At 63.5% G+C, this 20,591-nt stretch carries 20 protein-coding genes and 2 pseudogenes; 16 read left to right on the plus strand and 6 right to left on the minus strand.

The features are described from left to right. Window positions 1-56 precede the first annotated feature (56 nt). From MUN79_RS22770 to MUN79_RS22785, 5 genes are all read left to right on the plus strand, one after another. Window positions 57-1,709, plus strand: a complete 1,653-nt coding sequence (locus MUN79_RS22770) for a T9SS type A sorting domain-containing protein (RefSeq protein WP_244674824.1) — start codon at window positions 57-59, stop codon at window positions 1,707-1,709. A 143-nt stretch (window positions 1,710-1,852) separates the two neighbouring features. Beyond that, on the plus strand, window positions 1,853-2,329 hold the full coding sequence (locus MUN79_RS30325; protein WP_262922923.1) for a sterol desaturase family protein: 477 nt from the start codon (window positions 1,853-1,855) through the stop codon (window positions 2,327-2,329). Next, the gene (locus MUN79_RS30330) at window positions 2,329-2,580 is read left to right on the plus strand and encodes a sterol desaturase family protein (protein WP_262922924.1); all 252 of its coding nucleotides are present in this window, start codon (window positions 2,329-2,331) and stop codon (window positions 2,578-2,580) included. The genes MUN79_RS30325 and MUN79_RS30330 overlap by 1 nt, the downstream gene beginning before the upstream one ends. A gap of 102 nt (window positions 2,581-2,682) precedes the next feature. Beyond that, window positions 2,683-3,528, plus strand: coding sequence for an SBBP repeat-containing protein (locus tag MUN79_RS22780; protein WP_244674825.1), 846 nt, complete (start codon window positions 2,683-2,685; stop codon window positions 3,526-3,528). Then, window positions 3,519-4,349 (plus strand): T9SS type A sorting domain-containing protein, encoded by an 831-nt coding sequence (locus tag MUN79_RS22785; RefSeq protein ID WP_244674826.1) that lies wholly within the window; start codon window positions 3,519-3,521, stop codon window positions 4,347-4,349. The genes MUN79_RS22780 and MUN79_RS22785 overlap by 10 nt, the downstream gene beginning before the upstream one ends. Before the next feature lie 163 nt (window positions 4,350-4,512). On the opposite strand, the gene MUN79_RS22790 is transcribed toward MUN79_RS22785, so the two are convergent. Further along, complete coding sequence (locus MUN79_RS22790; protein ID WP_244674827.1) at window positions 4,513-4,911, minus strand: endonuclease domain-containing protein; 399 nt, start codon at window positions 4,909-4,911, stop codon at window positions 4,513-4,515. A gap of 281 nt (window positions 4,912-5,192) precedes the next feature. Here MUN79_RS22790 and MUN79_RS22795 point away from each other — a divergent pair, with 281 nt between their 5' ends. Continuing rightward, window positions 5,193-5,357, plus strand: coding sequence for a hypothetical protein (locus tag MUN79_RS22795; protein WP_244674828.1), 165 nt, complete (start codon window positions 5,193-5,195; stop codon window positions 5,355-5,357). 312 nt (window positions 5,358-5,669) lie between these two features. Here the strand turns inward: MUN79_RS22795 and MUN79_RS22800 are convergent, their stop codons facing one another. Both MUN79_RS22800 and MUN79_RS22805 read right to left on the minus strand, forming a co-directional pair. After that, window positions 5,670-6,239, minus strand: coding sequence for a hypothetical protein (locus MUN79_RS22800; protein WP_244674829.1), 570 nt, complete (start codon window positions 6,237-6,239; stop codon window positions 5,670-5,672). A gap of 256 nt (window positions 6,240-6,495) precedes the next feature. After that, on the minus strand, window positions 6,496-6,933 hold the full coding sequence (locus tag MUN79_RS22805) for a VOC family protein (RefSeq protein WP_244674830.1): 438 nt from the start codon (window positions 6,931-6,933) through the stop codon (window positions 6,496-6,498). Between the two features lie 627 nt (window positions 6,934-7,560). Here MUN79_RS22805 and MUN79_RS22810 point away from each other — a divergent pair. Next, window positions 7,561-8,697, plus strand: coding sequence for a hypothetical protein (locus MUN79_RS22810; RefSeq protein ID WP_244674831.1), 1,137 nt, complete (start codon window positions 7,561-7,563; stop codon window positions 8,695-8,697). Between the two features lie 167 nt (window positions 8,698-8,864). On the opposite strand, the gene MUN79_RS22815 is transcribed toward MUN79_RS22810, so the two are convergent. Then, complete coding sequence (locus tag MUN79_RS22815; protein ID WP_244674832.1) at window positions 8,865-9,653, minus strand: hypothetical protein; 789 nt, start codon at window positions 9,651-9,653, stop codon at window positions 8,865-8,867. A gap of 482 nt (window positions 9,654-10,135) precedes the next feature. Here MUN79_RS22815 and MUN79_RS22820 point away from each other — a divergent pair, with 482 nt between their 5' ends. Continuing rightward, a complete protein-coding gene (locus tag MUN79_RS22820) occupies window positions 10,136-11,107 on the plus strand; it encodes an SBBP repeat-containing protein (RefSeq protein ID WP_244674833.1) in 972 nt (323 codons plus the stop codon). Then, a complete protein-coding gene (locus MUN79_RS22825; RefSeq protein ID WP_244674834.1) occupies window positions 11,080-11,823 on the plus strand; it encodes a T9SS type A sorting domain-containing protein in 744 nt (247 codons plus the stop codon). Before MUN79_RS22820 ends, MUN79_RS22825 begins: the two co-directional genes overlap by 28 nt. A gap of 75 nt (window positions 11,824-11,898) precedes the next feature. Here the strand turns inward: MUN79_RS22825 and MUN79_RS22830 are convergent, their stop codons facing one another. Further along, on the minus strand, window positions 11,899-12,228 hold the full coding sequence (locus tag MUN79_RS22830) for an META domain-containing protein (protein WP_375378272.1): 330 nt from the start codon (window positions 12,226-12,228) through the stop codon (window positions 11,899-11,901). Between the two features lie 236 nt (window positions 12,229-12,464). Next, entirely contained in the window at window positions 12,465-13,130 is a 666-nt protein-coding gene (locus MUN79_RS22835; protein WP_244674836.1) for a DUF2461 domain-containing protein, read from the minus strand. Window positions 13,131-13,488: 358 nt separating this feature from the next. Between MUN79_RS22835 and MUN79_RS22840 the strand changes: the two genes are divergently transcribed. From MUN79_RS22840 to MUN79_RS22870, 7 genes and pseudogenes are all read left to right on the plus strand, one after another. Further along, window positions 13,489-13,971 carry a hypothetical protein gene (locus tag MUN79_RS22840; RefSeq protein WP_244674837.1) on the plus strand — a complete coding sequence of 161 codons (483 nt, stop codon included), beginning with the start codon at window positions 13,489-13,491 and terminating at the stop codon, window positions 13,969-13,971. 99 nt (window positions 13,972-14,070) lie between these two features. After that, window positions 14,071-18,495, plus strand: a pseudogene (locus MUN79_RS22845) (CusA/CzcA family heavy metal efflux RND transporter). Between the two features lie 27 nt (window positions 18,496-18,522). Continuing rightward, the gene (locus MUN79_RS22855; protein WP_244674838.1) at window positions 18,523-18,861 is read left to right on the plus strand and encodes a hypothetical protein; all 339 of its coding nucleotides are present in this window, start codon (window positions 18,523-18,525) and stop codon (window positions 18,859-18,861) included. Further along, the gene (locus tag MUN79_RS22860) at window positions 18,807-19,139 is read left to right on the plus strand and encodes an efflux RND transporter periplasmic adaptor subunit (RefSeq protein ID WP_244674839.1); all 333 of its coding nucleotides are present in this window, start codon (window positions 18,807-18,809) and stop codon (window positions 19,137-19,139) included. The genes MUN79_RS22855 and MUN79_RS22860 overlap by 55 nt, the downstream gene beginning before the upstream one ends. Further along, window positions 19,136-19,693 (plus strand): efflux RND transporter periplasmic adaptor subunit, encoded by a 558-nt coding sequence (locus MUN79_RS22865; RefSeq protein ID WP_244674840.1) that lies wholly within the window; start codon window positions 19,136-19,138, stop codon window positions 19,691-19,693. The genes MUN79_RS22860 and MUN79_RS22865 overlap by 4 nt, the downstream gene beginning before the upstream one ends. Before the next feature lie 37 nt (window positions 19,694-19,730). After that, window positions 19,731-20,294 (plus strand): annotated as a pseudogene (locus MUN79_RS32060) (alpha/beta fold hydrolase); the annotation flags it as partial. Between the two features lie 32 nt (window positions 20,295-20,326). Further along, window positions 20,327-20,545: an alpha/beta fold hydrolase gene (locus MUN79_RS22870; protein WP_244674841.1), complete on the plus strand. Its 219-nt coding sequence runs from the start codon at window positions 20,327-20,329 to the stop codon at window positions 20,543-20,545. The last annotated feature ends 46 nt before the right edge of the window (window positions 20,546-20,591 follow it).

Raw genomic sequence — 20,591 nt, forward strand, 5'->3', positions numbered from 1 at the left:
GAATCATATAATGCCCAGGTTAAACTCCGTTTGATTTCTGTTTACCTATCCGTTCTATGCTTACTCGCCCCATCTTTTCCCGCTTGCTGTTACTGCTCTTTCTGATCAGTAGCCTGAGCCTTCAGGCCCAAATGACGTCCCCCAATTGGGTCAGCGCCACCGATATTGGCAGCAATGGCAAGGCTCTCACCCTAGGTGGGCCGGTGGCCTTCGATAAGCAGGGCAACACCTACGAAGCGGGCTCTTTTAACAACTCCAAGCGGGTGGGGGACACAGTACTTACCTCTCGGGGTGATTTAGATATCTACCTAGCCAAGTACTCGCCTGCTGGCAAGCGCCTCTGGCTGCGCCAGGTAGGAACCCCATTTATGGAGTATGTCAAGGACGTGGTGCTTGACCAAGCCGGTAACGCTTACGTTACCGGCAGTTTTGTGAGCTCAATAGCCGTAGGTAATAACCTCACGCTTAACGGCGCTGCCTCGGGGGAAGGCCGTTCTTTTGTTATACGCTATTCGTCCCAGGGCCAGCCCGAGTGGGTACAGCAAAGCACCACGCAAGCCCGATTCGATGGCATTGGCATCGATGCAGCAGACAATGTGTACCTAACGGGCACTTTCTTAGACTCGGTCACCGTGGGCTCCTCAACTATCACCGCCTCGCCCGATGACTTCGTTATGTTCCTGGCCCAGCTTTCGGCGACTACCGGGGCAGTGCAATGGCTGATTCCGGTTTACCATTACCCTCCTCAACCATATGTTTTTTACTATACCTATCCGCAACTGGCCGTGGCTCCCGATGGTGCAGTCTATTTTCTAAATACCTTTTATGAGCCACCTGTTTTCCCTGGCGGCCCAACGCTCACCAGTCGCGGCGAGAGTGATGTGCTGATTGCCCGCTATAGTGCCCGGGGCACCTTGGAGTGGGTTCGGCAATACGGAGGCCCCGACCGAGACTGGATAGAGGACGGCGCGGTAGATGCGGCCGGCAATCTGTACGTGACCGGCTTTATCACTGGCGCGGCCTCTTTTGGCCCTGTTGCTTCCTCCGGCGCTGGTGACGCCGATGGCTACCTGGCGGCCTACTCACCCCAGGGCGACGTGCGTTGGGTGCAACGGGCTGAAGGCATCGGCAACGGATTCTGGAGCGGCGTCTGCCTGGACCCGACCGGCAATCCTTACGTAACCGGGGGCTTTGCGGGCACTACCAAAGCAGGCGCCTTTTCACTTACCAGCGCCGGGGGCCTCGATGTGGGCGTGGCCGCTTATTCGGCTCAGGGTGCGGTCCGCTGGATGCAGCGCGCCGGTGGGCCAAACGACGACTTTGGCACCCACCTAGGCGTCGATGCCCAGGGCGACGCGTATGTATTTGCCCGCTTTCAGGGTGCCTGTGCTTTTGGTCCCTTTACTCTTACGGCGCCGGTGACTGATGATGTTTACCAAAACGGCTTGGCTCACCTGAGTTCTACCCCAGTAGTTGCCTCCCTTCCCCTGGCCTTCTACCCCAACCCTGCTTCTGACCAGCTTCACCTGCCGGGTCTGTCCGCGGGCACCCCTGTACAGCTCCTGGACGCCCTGGGCCGCGTGGCCCGCACTATTACCGTGTCGGCGGCGGCTCAAGTCTCGGTACAGGGCCTGCTGCCCGGCCTCTACACCCTGCGCGCCACCGATGCCAAAGGCCAGTCGTTTGCCGGCAAAGTGGTAGTGGAGTAATTCGCCGCCCGCCTTAAGACAAACGGCCGCTCCAAACTCCGGGGCGGCCGTTTGCGTGATACCTACTTCCACTCGACCGTCATGCCGAGGCACAGGAATCAGTATCTTTCGCCGGCGCCGCTGCTTTCTTTCTGCCGTACTTTATGTCCTTGCTTGATTTCTGTAAAAGCCTGAGCTGGCAGGCGGCCCTGCCGCTTTTCCTGGTCGAAAACCTGCTGGTGCTGCTGCTGGCCGTGGGCTTTGGCTACCTGCTCCAGGCGGGGTTTGGCCGGGGCCGGGCCCTGGGCGCTTTGTACCAGCCGGTCAGCGCCCAGGAAATCCGGTTTGCCGCCTACACTCTGCTGCTGAACACCGGCATTACCTTCCTGGGCTTTCTGCTCTGGCGGCACGGCTATATCCGGATTCGGGAAGACGTTTCCTGGCGCGTGCTGCTCGATTTTGTGGTGCTCTTCCTCGGCATGGACCTGCTGATGTACGTGTTCCACTACTTCATTCACCACTCGGTGCTCTACCGCTGGGTGCACGGCCTGCACCACCACTACACCGCGCCCCAGCCCATCGACCTGTTTGTGCTCCACCCCCTCGAAACCCTGGGCTTCGGGGGCTGTGGCTGCTGCTGATGATGCTGTACCCGGCCAGCCTGACGGCCATTGTGGCCTACCTGGTGGTAAACGTGCTGTTTGGGGCGCTGGGTCACTGCGGCGTGGAGCCGTTTCCGGCCGCCTGGGCCCGCCACCCTCTACTCCGCCACCTGGGCTCCTCCGGCTTCCACTTCCAGCACCACCAGGACGACACCCACAACTTCGGCTTCTACACGTCGCTCTGGGACCGGCTGTTTGGCACGTATGCGGCCGGGCCAGACCCGAAGTAAGGTAGTGCGTTTCGTTCTGACGGGAGGTGAATTCCTCTATCTTTCGGCCCCATTTTTTACCCCTTACCGATCCTGCTTCTGCGTTAATCATTTTGTTTCTCTATGCCACTTTTTACCCCCTTCATTCGCCAGTCCCTGAGTTTGCTGGCTTGTTTTTGTGTTACCGGCAGTGCTGCTTTCGCCCAAACCACTCCCCCCGCCTGGCTTAGCGCCCGCGCCGTGGGCGTAGGCTCGGCCTTTCAGGGCGGGGCGGCCGTAGACGCGGCCGGCAATACCTATGAGGCCGGCACCTTCTCGGGTACCACAACCGTAGCCGGCACAACCCTTACCAGTCAGGGCGACTATGACGGTTACCTGGCCAAGTACACGCCCACCGGAACGCTGGCCTGGGTGCGGCAGATTGGATCAGCCGGGCGCGACAACGCCTTCGATGTGGCCGTGGATGCGGCCGGCAATGCCTACGTAACGGGCGGCTTTACCAGCAGCATCACCCTGAGCAACAACCTAAGCCTGACCAGTACAACCACGGCCGGCAAACGCCTGTTCGTGGTTCGCTACTCGCCCCAGGGAACTCCCGAGTGGGCTCAGCAAAGCACCCCCGCCAACGCTTCCCTGCTCGATGGCAGCGGCATTGCGACGGATGCGGCCGGCGACGTATACGTGACCGGCACCGTGAGCGGGGGCATTACCATCGGCACCACCAGCGTCAACCTCTCCAACCCGGAGGGAGGTGCTTTCCTGGCCCGGCTCAGCGGGGCTACCGGCGCCCTGCAGTCCCTGACCGAGGCCTTTCGCTACACCAATAACCCCAGTGCGTCGGGAGCCTTATATGGACCGCGCATCGCCGTCGGCCCCGCCGGTGAAACTTTCCTGATGACTACGTTTTTCCAGAGCCCCGTGCTGGGCGGCACCACCTTCACCACCCGGGCGGACGGGATGTGCTGGTAGCTAAATACGACCGGCAGGGCCTGCTGCTCTGGGCCCGGCAGGCGGGCGGCACGAGCGATGAATTAGGCAGCGACTTAGCCGTGGATGCCGCGGGCAACCTCTACCTGAGCGCCCTATTTACGGGTACTACCCGGTTTGGTACCACCACGGCGTCCAGCGCCGGCGGCATGGATGGAGTTGTAGCTAAGTACTCACCCCAGGGCGCGGTAGAGTGGGTTCGCTCCGGTGGGGGCAGCGGCGCCGATGCCTTAGGGGACGTGGCCCTGGATGCGGCCGGCAATGTCTACGTACTAGGCTACTTCAGCACCACCGCTACGTTTACGACGGCCACTCTCACCAGCACTGGCGGGTACGACCTGGTGGTGGCTAGCTACACGCCCCAGGGCCAGGTGCGCTGGGTGCAGCAGGCTGGTGGGCCCGCCGATGAAAGCGGCATTTACCTGGGCCTCAGTGCCAGCGGCGACGTGTTCGTCTTCGCCTCCTCCGCCGGCACGGCTTCCTTCGGCCCTGTTGCCGTGGCTACGGCCTCCGGTGGCGAAGGAATCATTGCCCGCCTGAGCAGCTCGGTCCTGAGCGCGCAGCCCGCTCGTTTTCAAATGCTGAGCTTTTCCCCTAACCCGGCTACTACTACCCTGTCCTTACCTTCCTTGCCCGCCGGCACTCCGGTGCAGCTCCTCGATGCCCTGGGCCGCGTAGTGCGTCAAACTACTGTATCCGCTGCGGCCCAGGTGTCGGTGCGGGGCCTTGCGCCCGGTCTTTACACCTTGCACGCTACCGATGCCCGAGGCCAGCAGTATAGTGGCCGCGTAGCCGTAGAATAGTACCGCCAAGCTTTGGTTACAGAACCAAAACGGCCGTCCCGGATTCTGGGGCGGCCGTTTGGCGTAAGGGAACGGATACCCATCGGTTGGGCGCCTCACCCCAGCCCCTCTCCGAGGGAGAGGGGAGCCTGACGACCTAGGGGTTAGGGGAGTTGGGGGCTGCTTACAGGGCCGCTTTAATGGTTTGGAGGACGGCTTCGGTTTCGTACAGCGCCTCGTCGTTGGGGAAGCGCAGGATGCAGTATCCTAGCGCCACTAGCACCTGGGAGCGGCCTTGGTCGTACTCGGCCTGATCGGGCTCCCGGTGGCCGGGGCCATCCAGCTCCACAATCAGCTTGTGCGGCAAACAGACGAAATCGGCAATGAATTGGTCGATACTGTGCTGGCGACGGAACTTCACCCCCAGCTGATTGCCGCGCAGCCGTTGCCAAAGCACTTCCTCCGCCGGCGTCGGTGCGTGCCGCATGCTTCGGGCCCGCCCTTTCAAATCCAGCCTGCCGTACTGCCGCTTATCGGCCGTGAAGATTTTATCCTGTGGTAAATAAGAATCGTTCGTTTCCATAGGCTAGACCCGGTAGAGAATCAATAAATTCAGAGAGAACAAACTACCAAAATTTAGCCGCTCTACCGCGCCTCACCCCCGGCCCCCTCTCCGAAAAAGAGAGGGGGAGCCACGGCGCTTGCTTGCTTGCTTGCTTGCTTGCTTGCAACCGGGCCTTACCCTAACGTTCGGAAACGACCTCCGATAATCGTCAGGCTCCCCCTCTCCTTTTCGGAGAGGGGGCCGGGGGTGAGGCGCCCACCCGCGCCGGTGAAACCTTCCCCACCGAGCTGGCTCAGCAGATGCAAACCCTGCGCGACGCCCTCCAGCAAGCCGCCCAGCCCCAAACCGCCGCCCAGGTCGCTGCCCGCTTCAAGCGCCTCAAGCCCGAAAAAGTCGAGCCCCTACTAGCCACCCTGGCCGCCCTAAGCCTCATCCACCACACCGAAGAAGGCTACGCGGTGTAGTGGGCATATCAATAAAAAGAACGTCATGCTGAGCTTGCCGAAGCATCTCTACCGCAGGAGTAATTGATTTTACTTTGGTGGTAGAGATGCTTCGGCAAGCTCAGCATGACAGTACAACAGGGTGGCTCGTCCGCACCATACAAACTCACTCAACCAAAACGGCCGCCCCGGAATCCGGGGCGGCCGTTTGCATTTTCCCGATACCCCTCTTTCGCCCTAGGTTCGGGGTAGGTTCGATGGAGCTTCGATCAAAACACCCCTGCCGGCCGGGGCCAACAGGGGCGCATAGTTGTACAAATCTAAGTTCAGGTCTTAGAACGTCTTGTGGTCGACGGTGGCGTTGCCGGGCTTGTCGGTGGCCGTGATGGTGATTTTGTCGCCGTCGAGGCTGGCATTGGCAGCGGTGGCGGTGTAGCTCCAGTCGAGGCCGTTGGCGGTGATAGTGGCGGGACCTTCTTCCACCAGGGAGCCATCCCCGTTTTCGATCCGGACCCGCACGCTGCTCACCAGAAAATCGTCCGTGACGCGCACCTGGATGGTGTCGCCCTTCTTGCCGGTGTAGTTGCTTAAGTCAATCTGGCGAATATCGGGGGCCTGCATAAAGTCGGCTACCGCAATGGCGTAGGCGCTGGCCGTGCTGTCGGCCGGGCGACCAGCTTCGTACTCGGCCTTGCTGCTGGGGTTTTGCAACTGGGTTTTAGCGTAGAGCGCCGCCATTTGAAAGCGTTCCTGCTGGGCCAGTTGCTTGACGGAAGGCGCTTTCTCCGACTCCCGCGGAGCTGTCGCGACAATAGTTTTGCCGCCTACCTGCCGGAAAACGAGGGTGCCGCCCAGCGTACCGCTCAGGCCCTGGGTGATAATGTTGTTGTTAACGCGTGCCATGTGGCTTAAAAGGATAATAGGTGAATAACGCCAATAAGTTAGCAGTTTAGCCAAGCCTAAGTATAGTGTAAACCATATTTATTTTTGAGGCGCAAAAACCTGCTCTTTACCCTTTTGCGACGCTCCATCTAGGCCCGTTACGCCAGGCAGCTGGCCCCTACTTCCGGCACGAACAAGGGCCGCCCCGGACTCCGGGGCAGCCCTTGCTGTTTTTCGGGATAAGGTCTTTGGGCACTGCTCGAAAGCTGTATTTGTATTACTGTCCGGCGGCTTCGGCAGTAGCCGGCTGCTGGGCGAAGGTGGGGTCCATGTACATCACATTCCAGAGGTGGCCGTCGAGGTCCTGGAAGTTGCGGTCGTACATGAATTCCATTTCGTTTTGCGGCTGCTGCGGCACCGGTTGCCCCCCGGCAGCCAGGGCGGCGTCGGCGAGGCGGTCGACCTCGGCCCGGCTGTCGGCCGCCAGACAAAGAATGACTTCGTTGGCCTGCCGGGCATTGACCAGCGGCTTGCCCGTGAACGTCTGGAAAAACGGCTCCACCAGCAGCATCACATAGATCGTGTCGCTGACGACCATGCAGGTGCCCCGTTCGTCGGTCATCTGCGGATCGAAGCGAAACCCCAGCTGGGTGAAGAAAGCCACCGAAGCATCCAGGTCCTTAACGGGCAGGTTGACAAAAATATTAGTTATCATGTGGGTAGTGGTTAAGTGGGTACACAGCAAAAATACAGAGCAAAACAGCCCCACCAGGCGGCTGAATACGACAACCTGCGGGGGCGTTTGCGACAATCTTTTTAGCAATCCGCGCACAGCACCTGTGGGTGAAGCGGCCACTGGCCGGAGCCGGGGAGCCGGCGGGGGTCAGAGTGGCAGTAGCGCCCTTGTAATCGGCTCAGTAGTGCCTGCACCCCAGGTCCCGGGCTAGCTCCTACTAAATCGTCTTAAGGTCTTTCGCGGAGGAGAGTTGGAAGGCAGCCCCAGGAGCGGCAGGAAAGACTAAGAAGCGGCAGCGAGCAATACGGCCCGGCAAGCAGTACTACAGGGCCATCTAGCAGGCCACCGGCAGAGCACCCCGTTGGCCGCCGACATATTTTTTTCTATCCGGCGTGGGGGTATGGGCTGGGTTGGGGCTCTTATAGGCGAAACGTTTCAAAACCGGCCGGCTGTACGCGGCAGCCGCCTTGCTTCAGCCGGCCTTGCTTTCCCCTTCCTTCAGCCTCCCGACTCTGTCGAGGCCGGGTGTTGCAGAGGAGGTAAGGCCACCGCCTCTTCTTCCCTAACGGCTCCCCAGCGGGCTTCCACTACTCGTCTTTTTCTCCGATGAAACTTGCATCCCTACTCTTTGCTACTGGCCTGTTCTACTTGGGGTCGGCCTCCCTGCTGCACGCCCAAACCCTGTCGGCACCCAGCGCGGCCCTGGTCCCTACGGCTACCCCAACTGCCGCCCGGCAGCGGCAGCCGTTCCAGTTTAGCGTGGTTTCGCCCCTGGGCACCAATGGCCTGGCCAGCGGCCGGACCGTCAACAACGTGTCGTTGAACCTGCTGGCCGGCTATGCCGCCGGGGTGCAGGGCCTGGAACTGGCTACCCTGCTCAACGTAGACCGCGACGCCGTGCAGGGCGTGCAGGCCGCGGGCCTGCTCAACGTGGTGGGCGGGCCGGTGCGGGGCACCCAGCTGGCGGGCTTCGGCAACGTGGTAGCCGCCGACGCGCAGGGTCTGCAGGCGGCGGGTCTGCTCAACGTGGCCGTTGGCCCCGTGGAAGGCGCCCAGCTGGCGGGCATGGTCAACTATCAGGGAGCAGGGACCGAAACCCGGACCGTCCAGGTAGCGGGCCTGGCCAACGTGACGCCCGGCACCGTGCGGGGCGCTCAGGTAGCGGGCCTGCTCAACGTAGCCAAGCACGTGCGGGGCCTGCAGCTGGCCCCATTCAACATTGCCGATTCGGTGTCGGGGGCCAGCATCGGGATTCTGAGTCTGGTGCGCCACGGCTACCACCGCGCCGAGGTATGGGCCAGCGACGCGCTGCCGGCCAATGCGGCCCTCAAGCTGGGTGGCTCGCGCAAGTTCTACAACATCCTGGCCGTGGGCGTGCAGCCGGGCAGCACCTTCCGCTGGGGCTTTGGCTACGGCGTGGGCAGCGAGGTGGTGTTTTCCCAGCGCCTGACGCTGAGCGTGGATGCGCTGGCCACCCAGGTCAATGAGAGGAAAGGCTGGACCGACGAGCTGAACCTGCTCAACCAGTTCCGCCCGCTGCTGGGCTGGCGCCTGACGCCCAACGGCCGCACCACCCTGCTGCTGGGCCCGACCCTAAACGTGATGGTTTCCAGCTACCGGGAACCGGAACAGGCGGGCTACGGCTCCCGCCTGGGCCGTAAGCAGCTGGAGCTGTTCAACGAAACCCACGGCCGCACCAATACCCGCGCCTGGGTGGGCGCCCAGGCCGGGCTCCGCTTCTAAGCTTTTGCCCGCCCGAACAAGCTACCTGCCGGATACAGCCAGGCCGCCCCTTCCCGCGCCCGGGAAGGGGCGGCCTGCGTTTGAATAGCGCGGTTCAATAGCGGCTGGCATTCCTGGTTCTCGCCCGGCGGCCCGCCTACCGGGCCGGAGCCACCGGACCCGGGAGCTTACTTTGCTTTCTCGAAAACCGTCCCGTTGAAGGCGTAGCGGATGCGCTTGGCGGTGACTTTACCATCGGCCCAGACCACGGGAATCTCCAGCACCCGGGTTTTGGGGTCGTAGGTAATCAGGCGCACGGGCCGCTCGGGGCGGTTCATCACCGAGGAGAAGTCAAACTCGAAGCCCAGGGTATTTCTCAGGCCCGACTGGGTCTGGATCAGCTTGGCGTCGGGGTTGAGCTGACCGTTTTCGATGGTCAGGGCCTTCACGTGCTGGTAGCAGCCCGCGCTGGAGTAGGTGGCCTGCCCGTAGGCCAGGTAGTACGTTTGGCCCCCGCGCTGCACCGGGAAGAGGTCGAAGTAAAGGTGTCCGGCGTCGGGGTTGTCGTCGGGTTTGGGAATAATCAGGCGGCGGGAGCCCACCTTGGCCCCGGCCCGGAACTGCACCACGTTTTCGAAGTAGTGCATGGTGCCGCCCTCCAGGGTGTCCCAGGAGTAAATGCGCATCCGCCCGTCGGCTGCGGTACTGATGGTGATGTGCTCCCGCTGCAGGGCGGGAAAGGCGTAGGTCAGCGTGGAGGGCTCAGTAGCGGTGTAGTAGAGCAGCTTGTCGCGCAGCTTGTCGCCAGCCCGGGCCAGGGAGTCGATGGCGGAGAGGCGGGCGTCGCCGTCGTAGTCGGCCCAGTAAGTAAGCCGCCGGGCAGCCTTTACCAGCTCCTGCTCAATGGCCTGCGGGGTTTTGGCATGGGCGGCGGAAGTCAGCAGCAGCAGCGGCGCGAAGCAAAACAGTAGTCTCATGGGCGGCAAGGTAGAAGATACGGCCGAAAAAAGGCCGCTGCTGCCCTTGTCCGCGCGGTTCTTCCCGCCACCGGCCCGGACAGTCAAGCCTTCCTGCCGGCCTTTTCCCCGTCTGTCATCCTGAGCCTGCGAAGGACCTGCCTCCTCTAGCCCACTAAGCCTGCTACCAATGTCCTCCGTGCTTTGCCACCGGCTCAGTACAGTACTTTACCGGCCTACTCCATCGGTCATCCTGAGCAGAGCGAAGGACCTTATTACGCCTGAAAGAGTCGTAATAACGCCTGTTGTTCCTATCCCATAAGGTCCTTCGCAGGCTCAGGATGACAGCTGGAAGGCCAGGACTCATCAGCAGCACGAAAGCAGGGCCGCCGGGCGAGTACCAGCTGCCCGAACGGCTGCTGCCGGGGCTAAAAGAATGGCTAACAGCTGAAAGCCGCGCCCTATATTTGAGCTTTGTTGTCGTATTTAATTGCTAGCTCCGCATGCGCATTTCTACCCGTTCTATTCTGGCCGGCACGGCTGGCGTACTCTTTAGCCTGGCCTTTAGCAAAGGCGCCCGGGCCCAAACCACGGCCCCGCCGGCCTGGACCAATGCCACTGCTACCGGCTTGGGAAGTGAGGTGCAAGGAGGCATGGCTGTGGATGCGGCGGGCAACACCTATGAGGCCGGCAACTTCACTGGCTCTCTGCTTATCGGCACTACCCAGCTCATCAGCGTGGGCAACAGCGACGGGTATCTGGCTAAGTATGCCCCCAATGGGGTATTGCTGTGGGTACGCCAGCTTGGCTCCGCAGGCCGCGACCGGGCGTATGAGGTAGCTGTCGATGCCGCTGGTAATGCGTACGTATCAGGCTATTTCGGAGGCTCCCTTACGCTAGGCAACGGCGTTTCCCTGACCGCGCCAGCCAACGGCACTACTAACAACTGGCTTTTCGTGGCGCGCTACTCCTCCGAGGGCACTGCAGAATGGGCCCAGCAGGCCTCTGCCCCTGAAACGGCCTCCTCCATCGGGTCCAGTATCGGCGTTGACGCTCAGGGTCATGTGTATCTGGCCGGGATGTTTACTTCGTCACTGACCGTTGGCAGCCTTTCCATTAGTGCCCCGCCTTACACCCAGCGAACGGGCACTTTCCTGGCCCGCATTTCCACCACCACCGGGGCGGTGCAGGCCCTGACACCGACGTACTTCTATGCCGCAGGCAACACGCAGTTTACCTTTCTGCCGCGGCTGGCAGTAAGTGCCGATGGGGCAGCCTATCTGCTGAATTTCTTCAACTTGGATATCGTACTACCGGACGCTTCCCGCACGACCATTGTCAGCCGGGGCAGCACCGACGAAATCATCTTCAAGTATAGCCCCGCCGGCACGGTTGAGTGGGTCGAACAAATCGGCGGTTCTGGGAAGACCGGGCCTACGACGCAGCCGTGGATGCGTCCGGCAACCTGTACGTGACGGGCTACCTGGACGGATCGGCCAGGTTTGGGACTACTACGATAACCGGGGTGGGTTCCTGGGATGGTTTTTTGGCCAAGTACTCCCCTCAAGGCAATCTGCAGTGGGTTCAGCCCAGCGGGGGAACCAGCTTCGATGCCTGGAACAGTGTGAGCCTTGATGCAGCCGGCAATCCTTATGTGACGGGCTACTTCGCTGGCACTGCTCGGTTTGGCTCCTCCACCCTGACTAGTGCGGGCAATGGCGACCTTGTGGTAGCCGCGTATTCTTCTAGTGGGCAGGTGCGCTGGCTACAACAAGCCGGCGGCCCGAACTTGGATTCGGGCCGGCTTATTGGTTTGGATAAGCAGGGCAACGTATACGTGAAGGGGGCCTTTTCCGGCTCTATTACCCTGGCCCCCTTTTCCCTCTCGACTACCTCGAACACCTATGAAACCTTCCTGGCCCGCCTGGCCGCTACGCCGCTTTCTGCCCAGGCGGCCCGTCCCCTGGCTTTGGGCCTTTACCCCAACCCGGCTACCGACCAGCTGCAGGTGCCCACGCTGCCCGCCGGCACCCGCGTGCAGCTTCTCGATGCCCTGGGCCGAGTGGCCCGCGAAACGACCGTCTCGGCTGCAGCTCTGGTGTCGGTGCGGGGCCTGCAACCCGGCCTCTACACCCTGCGCGCCACCGATGCTAAAGGCCAGCAGTTCACGGGCAAAGTGGTGGTGGAGTAAGGCCTCCTGGTCAAGACAACTACATAAGCGGCAAAAGCCCCGCCCGGATCCGGGCGGGGCTTTTTACTTGCCGGATTACTCGGCAGCCACGGCCTTGAGGCTGGCCAGCGGAGTACCTAAGGTATCGGCGGCGTAGAGGCGCAGCATGCTGCCAGTGATGCGGTAGCGCTGGGCTTGGTTGAGGGCCTGTAGAAAGCTGATTTCGGTGGGTTGGTCGGGGCAGATGCTGCGGGTCGTGACCAAGGGCCCCAGGCGCAGGCGGCCGGCTTCGGCCAGGGTGTAGGGGCCCGAAAACTTGTTGCAGCCGGCCCGCCCTCGGCCCGGGCCCGGCCGCCCTGCAGCACCAGGTAGGGCGTTTGGGCGGCCGCCGTGGCAGGCTGCCCGTCCAGCTCTACCAACTCCCAGCGCACCTCCTGCAGGGTTGCGGCCGGCACGGCCGAAGCGGTGGCGTCGTTAGTGGCGTTGGGCCGTTCGTTGAGGTCGAGGCTGCAGGCGCCCAGGCCGAGCAATAGGGCCAGCGCGGCAGAACGCAAGGAAGCAGAGTACAGCATAGCGGTATAAGCAACAAGGTCGGATGCTTAGTACCTACGTGCCCGCGCCGGTTTGGTGACGCCCGGGGCCCGGCCGCGCTGACCGTGTGGCTAGTCCAGGCCCCGGTTCAGAAACTCGACCAGGGGTTGCAGGGCCGCGAAGCCCGCCGTAATCTGCTGGCTTACGCCGGGGCGCAGCAGGGCCGCGTCGGACAAGGGGTGGGAGGCTGTGAAGCTTTTGAGTTTGAGGTAAGGCAGGGCCGGGTTGGCCGCTTCGTAGCCTTTGGGTGGGCGCTGTAGCCGGTGCTCCTGGTTCAGGCCCGGGAAGTGACGCTGAAACTCGGGCGCCGCCAGCAGGGCTTCGAAGGCGGGCAGGTTGTAGTCGATTTCCTGGCGCAGGGTAGCCAGCACCTTGGCCTCGGGCATATACATGCCGCCCGCCACGAAGGAGCCGCCGGGCTCCAGGTTCAGGTAGTAGCCCGCCGTGGGCGCGCCTTTGCCGCCGGCGTTAAACCAGGCCCCGAAGTTGGTTTTGTAGGGAGTCTTGTCGGATGAGAAGCGAATGTCCCGGTTGAGGCGAAACAGGCACTTCTTGGCCTGCAGGTGCGACCCGGCAATGGCCGGGTCGGCGGCTTCGACCTGGCGCAGCACCTCAGTTACGAGCACTAGAAAATCGGCTTTGGCTTCTTCGTAGGCCGGCCGGTTGGTGTCGAGCCAGGCCTTATTGTTGTTGGCGCGTAAGTCAGTCAGAAAGGAGAAGGTGGCGGCGTTCAGCATAGACGTCAGGGCAGGAAATTAGGCTCCGCGCGGCTCCCAGCCTCGGCAAGCACCACGGACGCCGCAATATGGCCAATAACCCCCAACTGCCTAGGCTGACCAGGCGGCTACTCCCCCGCAATAGTAAGAACGTCATGTCGACCAGCGGGAGACATCTTGCGTGCCGATGTTGCCAGAGTAATCTAATTACCACTGCACGCGAGATGTCTCCCGCTGGTCGACATTACGTTCCTTTTCAGTTACTCTGCACCAACCACTAGGTTGTGTAAAAACTATTTCCAAACCCCTTCTCTACCACCTGGCTGGGCCGGTAAGGCAACCGGCGGCCAAACACCAAAGTAAGCGGACTGTTTTACCTTTGCCCGTCTGCCTGCCTGCTCATGCTGCTCCTGCCCCGCTCCTTTATCCGCGTTACGGCCTCGACCCTGCTGGTTGTGTTTCTGAGCGCGCTGCTGGGGCCCTTGGCCGCCTGGGCCCGTCGGCCCCCGACCAGGACCACCTGCACCTGCCCGGCATGCCCCAGGCCCACCATCACCACCTGGAGGAGCACACCCGGGCCGACGCCTGCGCCCGGCAGCCGGTGAAGCAGCCTACTGCCCAGCACGCCCACGCCGGCAGTGGAGAGCAGCAGCTCACCAGCCTGGCGCCTTTGGTGCTCAAGCTGCTAGGCAGCGCGGCCGTGCTGCCCACGGAGCCAGCGGAAGCCGTAGCCGCGTTGCGGCCCTGGCCTGGCCCCGGCCCGCGGCGGTGGCCCTGGTGCCGCCCGCTCACCTGCCCCCAAGATTCCCGATCTGCGCATTTTTCTGGGTTCCCTGCTGATTTGACGCCCCGCTTCCGTTAAAGGTCCGCGCTGGTCCGGCTCTGCCGTGGCCGGGGCGGACCTTTTGCGCGTGCCGCCCGCCCAGCTTCTTTCCGTTGATTTCTCTTCCGCGCAGCTCCCATGCTCGACCGAATCATTCACTTTTCCATTCACAACAAGCTGCTCATCGGCCTGCTGACGTTGGCCCTGGTGGCCTGGGGCAGCTACTCGGTACTGCACCTACCCATCGACGCGGTGCCCGACATCACCAACAACCAGGTGCAGGTCATCACCCAGTCCCCGTCATTGGGTGCCCCCGACGTGGAGCGCCTCGTGACCTTCCCCGTGGAGCAGGCCATTGCTACCATTCCGGGCGTGGAGGAAGTGCGCTCCTTTTCCCGCTTCGGACTGTCGGTCGTGACCATCGTGTTTCCCGACGACACCGACGTGTACTGGGCCCGGGCCCAAGTGGCCGAGCGCCTGCGCGAGGCCGAGCGGCAGATTCCGCCCGGCACCGGTACGCCCGAGCTGGCCCCGGTCACCACCGGCCTGGGCGAAATCTACCAGTACGTGCTGCACACCAAGCCCGGCTTCAAGCACCAATACTCGGGCACCGAGCTGCGCACGCTGCAAGACTGGCTCGTGCGCCGGCAGCTGCTGGGCACCCCGGGCGTGGCCGAGGTGAGCAGCTTCGGGGGCTTCGTAAAACAGTACGAGGTGGCCCTGGACCCGGAGCGTCTGCGCAGCCTCAACGTGACGGTGGCCGAGGTGTACAACGCCCTGGAACAGAACAACCAGAACACCGGCGGGCCTACATCGACAAGAGCCCGACGGCCTATTTCATCCGCACCGAAGGCCTGGCCGCCTCCCTCGACGACGTGGGTCGCATGGTGGTGCGGGCGCCCGGTCCGGCCACGCCCGTGCCTATTCTGGTGCGCGACGTGGCCCAGGTGGGCTTCGGGCACGCCGTGCGCTACGGCCTGCTGACCCGCAACCAGGATGGCGAAGTGGTGGGCGGCCTGGTGCTTATGCTCAAGGGCGCCAACTCCTCGGCCGTCATTCAGGCCGTCAAGCAGCGCATGGCTACCATCCAAAAGACCCTGCCCGAGGGCGTGGTCATCGAGCCGTTTCTGGACCGCACCAAGCTCGTGGACCAGGCCATCGGCACCGTGTCGAAGAACCTGGCCGAGGGCGCGCTGATTGTGATTTTCGTGCTGGTCTTATTTCTGGGGCACTGGCGGGCGGGCCTGGTGGTGGCCTCGGTGATTCCGCTGGCCATGTTTTTTGCCCTGGGCATGATGCGGCTCTTCGGCGTGTCGGGCAACCTGCTCAGCCTGGGCGCCATCGACTTCGGACTCATTGTGGACGGGGCCGTGATTATCGTCGAAGCCATTGTGCACCGCATTGCCACCTTGCCGCCCCGCCCCAACCAGGAACCCCTGGCCCCGGCCGACATGGACGCCGAGGTGTACCAGGCCGCCAGCGGCATTCGCTCCTCGGCTGCCTTTGGTGAAATCATCATCCTGATTGTGTACCTGCCCCTGCTGGCGTTGGGCGGCATCGAGGGCAAGATGTTCCGGCCCATGGCCCAGACGGTGGGCTTCGCCATTCTCGGCGCCTTTATCCTGAGCCTAACCTACGTGCCCATGATGGCCGCCCTGGCCCTAAGCCGGCAGACCGCCCGGCAGGGCTTTTCCGACCGTATCCTGGACCAGCTGGCCGGGCGCTACCAGCGGGTGGTGGCCTGGGCCCTGGACGACGCCAAAACGCTGATTCTGGGCGCGGCCCTGGCTTTGCTGGTGGGCGCGGCGCTGCTGTTTCACTCCCTGGGTGGCGAGTTTATTCCGACCCTGGAGGAAGGCGACTTTGCCGTCGAAACCCGGGTGCTGCCGGGCTCCTCCATCACCTATACCGCCGAGAAGGCCCAGCAGGCGGCCGGCTTGCTGCTCAAGCATTTTCCCGAAGTCAAGGAAGTGGTGGCCAAGGTGGGCTCCTCGGAAATTCCTACCGACCCCATGCCGCCCGAAGCCTGCGACCTTATCATCGTGCTCAAGGACCGGGACGACTGGACTTCGGCCGACAACCGCGAGGAGCTGGCCGAGAAAATGGCCGCTCGCCTGAGCACCATTCCCGGCGTTACCTTCGGCTTTCAGCAGCCGATTCAGATGCGCTTCAACGAATTGATTTCGGGGCCAAGCAGGATGTCGTCATCAAGATCTTCGGGAAGATTTGCAGCAGCTCGACGACTATGCCCGGGAGGTAGGTCACCTGGTAGGCTCCCTGCCCGGGGCCACCGACCTGTACGTGGAGCGCGCCACGGGCCAGACCCAGCTGGTGGTGCGTATCAACCGCGACCAGCTGGCCCAGTACGGCCTGACCGTGGCCGACGTGAACCGCACGGTGCAAACAGCCTTTGCCGGGCAGGTGGCGGGCCAGGTATTTGAGCAGGAGCGCCGCTTCGACCTGGTAGTGCGCCTGCGGGAAGCTGCCCGCCAGGACATCAGCAACCTGCGCCAGCTCTTCGTCGCCACTCCCGACGGCCGCCAGATTCCGCTGGAACAGGTGGCCGCGGTGTCCCTGGTGTCGGGGCCCAGCCAGATTCAGCGCGACGACGCCCAACGCCGCATCGTGGTGGGCTTCAACGTGCGGGGCCGCGACGTGGAAAGCGTGGTAGAGCAGGCCCAGCAGCGCCTCAGTCAGCAGCTGAAGCTGGCCCCAGGCTACCACGTTTCCTACGGCGGGCAGTTCGAGAATCTGCAGTCGGCCCGGGCCCGGCTGCTGCTGGCCGTGCCAGTGGCATTGCTGCTGATTTTCCTGCTGCTCTACGCCACGTTTCACTCCGTGAGCCAGGCCGTTATGATCTTTACGGCCATTCCGCTGTCGGCCATCGGCGGGGTGCTGGCTTTGTGGCTGCGGGGCATGCCGTTCAGCATTTCGGCCGGGGTGGGCTTTATTGCCTTGTTCGGGGTGGCCGTGCTCAACGGCATTGTGCTGATCGGCTACTTCAACCAGCTCCGGGCCGAGGGCGTGACAGATCTGCGCACCCGCATCCTGGCCGGCACCCACGTGCGCCTGCGCCCCGTGCTGATGACGGCCACCGTGGCTTCGTTGGGATTTCTGCCCATGGCTTTATCCAGCTCGGCCGGGGGCGAAGTGCAGAAGCCCCTGGCCACGGTCGTTATCGGCGGACTGGTTACGGCCACGCTGCTGACCTTGCTGGTGCTGCCCGTGCTGTATTACCTGGAAGAAACCTGGACCGCCAACCGCCGCCCTACCCCACCCCGCCCGGCCTCGCCCGGCCTGCTTAGCGGGCTGGTTCTGCTGGGCTTGGCGTTGCTGCCGAGTGTTGCCCGGGCCCAGCCCCCGGCCCGTGCGGGCGGAGAAACCCTGAACGCCACCCAGGCCGTGTCGGCGGCCCTGGCCGGCAGCGGCACGGTTCTCGGGGCCCAGCAGCAGCTCGAAGCCCAGCAGGCCAGCGCCCGGGCCGCCCGGGACGTGGGCCGCACCACCATTCAGGGCAGCTACGGACAGTACAACTCTCTGCAGAACGACAATCAGTTTACCATCAACCAGCCCCTGGCCTGGCCGGGCTACTACCGCGCCCTCACCGAGCTGGCCCGGGCCCAGGTAGGTACCCAGCAACAACAGTTGGCGCTGGCCCGGGCCGACGTAGCCCGGCAGGTGCGCCAGCAGTACGAAACAGCCGTGCACGCCCGGCACCGCCTGCGGGCCCTGCGCAGCCAGGACAGCCTGTACACGGCCTTCGTACGGGCCGCTGAGCTGCGCTTCCGCACCGGCGAAACGGCCCGGCTGGAAGTGGCTTCGGCCTTGGTACAGCAGGGCGAAACCCGCCTGCGCCTCTCCCAGGCCCGCACCGAGTACCAGGTGGCCGTCCGCCAACTCCAGACCTTGCTTCAGCGCCCGGCACCCGTCACTGTGGCCGACAGCATCCTAACGCTCCTGACGCCCAAGGTAACCGTAGCCCCCGGCGACACGGCCGCCTTGCTCGGCAGCCCCCTGCTCCAGGTGGTCCAGCAGCAGGTAGCCGCCGCCCAGGCCGAAACCCGGGCCGTGCAGGCCCAGGGCAAGCCCGGCCTGAGCGTGGGCTACTTCAACCAGTCCCTGATTGGGCCGCAGGTGGTGGACGGCGTCACGCGCAATTACGGGGTCGCCGACCGATTTCACGGCGTGCAGGCCACGGTGGCGGTGCCTCTGGTGCCGGGTCCGCAGAAGGCCCGGGTGCAGGCGGCCCGGCTGCAGGAACAAGTGGCGGCTACGAGCCACAGCCGCTACCGGGCCGAGCTGGCCGGCCGCCTTGAAACCCTGCTCACCCAGCACGCCGAGCAGCAGCAGCGCCTAGCGTTTTACGAGCAAACCGGCCTGCCCCAGGCCGCCGTCATTACCCGCGTGGCTACCAAGGCTTTCAAAGCTGGGGAAACCAACTACTCGGAGTACCTGCTCAGCCTGGACCGCGCCCTGCGCCTGCGCACCGACTACCTCGACGCCCTGCTCCAACACAACCAAACCGTTATTGAGCTCGACTTCCTGCTCAGCCCCGCCGAGTAAGCGGGTCGCCGCGTTGCTTTCCTTCCCATGAATTCTACTACCAAAACGCTCCCGATTCTGCTGGCCCTGGCCGGTGCCAGCTGCCAAAGCCCCGACCAGCCCACGGCCGAAACCGACGCGCCGGCCGCTGCTACCGAAGCTGCCGAGCCGCCCACCGACCAGGTCACGCTGACGGCCGAGGAGCTGCAGCTGGCCGGCATCCGCACGGCGGTTCTGACGCCCCGAGTGCTGGGCGAAGGGCTGAAAGTAAACGGGGTGCTCGACGTGCCGCCGGATCAGCTGGTGGCCGTGAGTGCGCCGCTGGGGGCATTGTGGAAAGCACTTCGCTGCTGCAGGGCACCCGGGTGCGCAAGGGGCAGGTGCTAGCCGTGATTCGGAATCCGGAGTTTATTCAGCTGCAGCAGAGCTACCTCGAAACCCAGAGCCAGCTCACCTACGCCCGGGCCGAGCTGGCCCGGCAGCGGGAGTTGGTGAAGGAAGAAGTGGCCCCGGCCAAAAACCTGCAGCGGGCCCAGGCCGAGTACGGCGCGTTGCAGGCCCAGGCCGCCGGGCAGCTGGCCCGCCTGCGCCTGGCCGGGCTGCCGGCCGGTCGTAGGCCCATCGTGTCTACGGCCACGCTGCGGGCCCCCAGGATGCGTTTGTGAAAGCGGTAAACGTGACGGTGGGCCAGAGCGTGACGCCCACCGAAACCCTGTTTGAGCTCGTCGACCCCGACCACCTGCACGTGGAACTCACCGTGTTTGAAAAGGATGTGCCCCTGCTGCGCCCGGGCCAGCGCATCCGCTTTACCCTGCCCAACGACAGCAGCGCCGAACGCACGGCCAGTGTCTACCTGATCGGGCGCACCGTGGATGCCCAGCAGCGCACCGTGCGCGTACACGGCCACCTCGACCGGGAAAACGACCCCAGCCTGCTGCCCGGCATGTTTGTGCGGGCCGTGGTCGAAACCTCGGCCCGCCGCGTGCCCGCCCTGCCCGACAAGGCCGTGGTCGACTACGAAGGCAAGCAGTACGTGTTTCGGCTCGAATCGTCCTCGGCCAAGCAGCAGGTGTTTCGGATGCTGGAAGTGCGCCGCGGCGAGCAGGCCGACGGCTACAGCGAAGTACTGCTGCCCGGCGCGGCCGCCGGAGCCCGCTACGCCACCGACGGGGCCTATTCGCTGCTGAGTAAGCTTAAAAACGCGGCTGAGGAAGAATAGCAGTTCCCCGGTTTACCCCACATCTAACGCACTACTAATGAGCCACTGGCAATCAGCAGTCTGCGACTCGAACGGCATTGCCCTTCACTATACCAGAACCGGGGGCAACAAGCCACCGTTGCTTCTGCTTCATGGCTTGATGACCAATGGCTTGTGCTGGACCAGCCTGGCCCAGGCGTTGGAGCAGGAATATGACGTCATCATGCCCGATGCCCGGGGCCATGGGCAGTCAAGTGCTCCAGATTATGGCTACAGGTACGAAGACCACGCGGCCGACATTGCCGGGTTGATAACGGCCCTGAAGCTTCCCCCTGTGTTTCTGTTAGGGCACTCCATGGGCGGAATGACTGCCGCCGTAGTAGCCCGTCAAACCCCGGCGCTGCTCCGGGGCCTGATCCTGGCTGACCCAACCTTTCTGAGCCCGACCGTTCAGCGTGAGGTTTGGGAAAGCGACGTAGCCGACCAGCACCGGAAGCTGCTTACCCGGTCAGTAAATGAACTAGTGGCCGAAGCACGGGTCCGCCACCCTACCCGGTCGGCGCAGACCCTGGAGCTGTTCGCACGGGCCCGGCTCCAAACCAGCCCGCGGGCATTCGAAGTGCTCAGGCCCCGAACCCCGATTACGCAGAAGTCGTGCGGGCCATTACCCTGCCAACGCTGCTCGTATGTGCGGACAAAGGCGTGGTTTCCCCGGCGGTGGCCGAAGAGCTGCGGAGTCTTAATCCGGAGCTGCAAGTTGAGCACATCAGGGAAGCGGGCCACGCGCTCCACCTGGACCAGCCCGAACGGTTTGCAACCATCGTGCAGGACTTCCTGCGTTCGGTTGAAACAGCTGATTCCCGAAAGCAATAGAGCGTAAATTCAAAAGGGCCGCCCGAAACTGCTTCGGGCGGGCCTC

This window comes from Hymenobacter cellulosilyticus (assembly GCF_022919215.1).
Classification (GTDB): Bacteria; Bacteroidota; Bacteroidia; order Cytophagales; family Hymenobacteraceae; genus Hymenobacter; species Hymenobacter cellulosilyticus.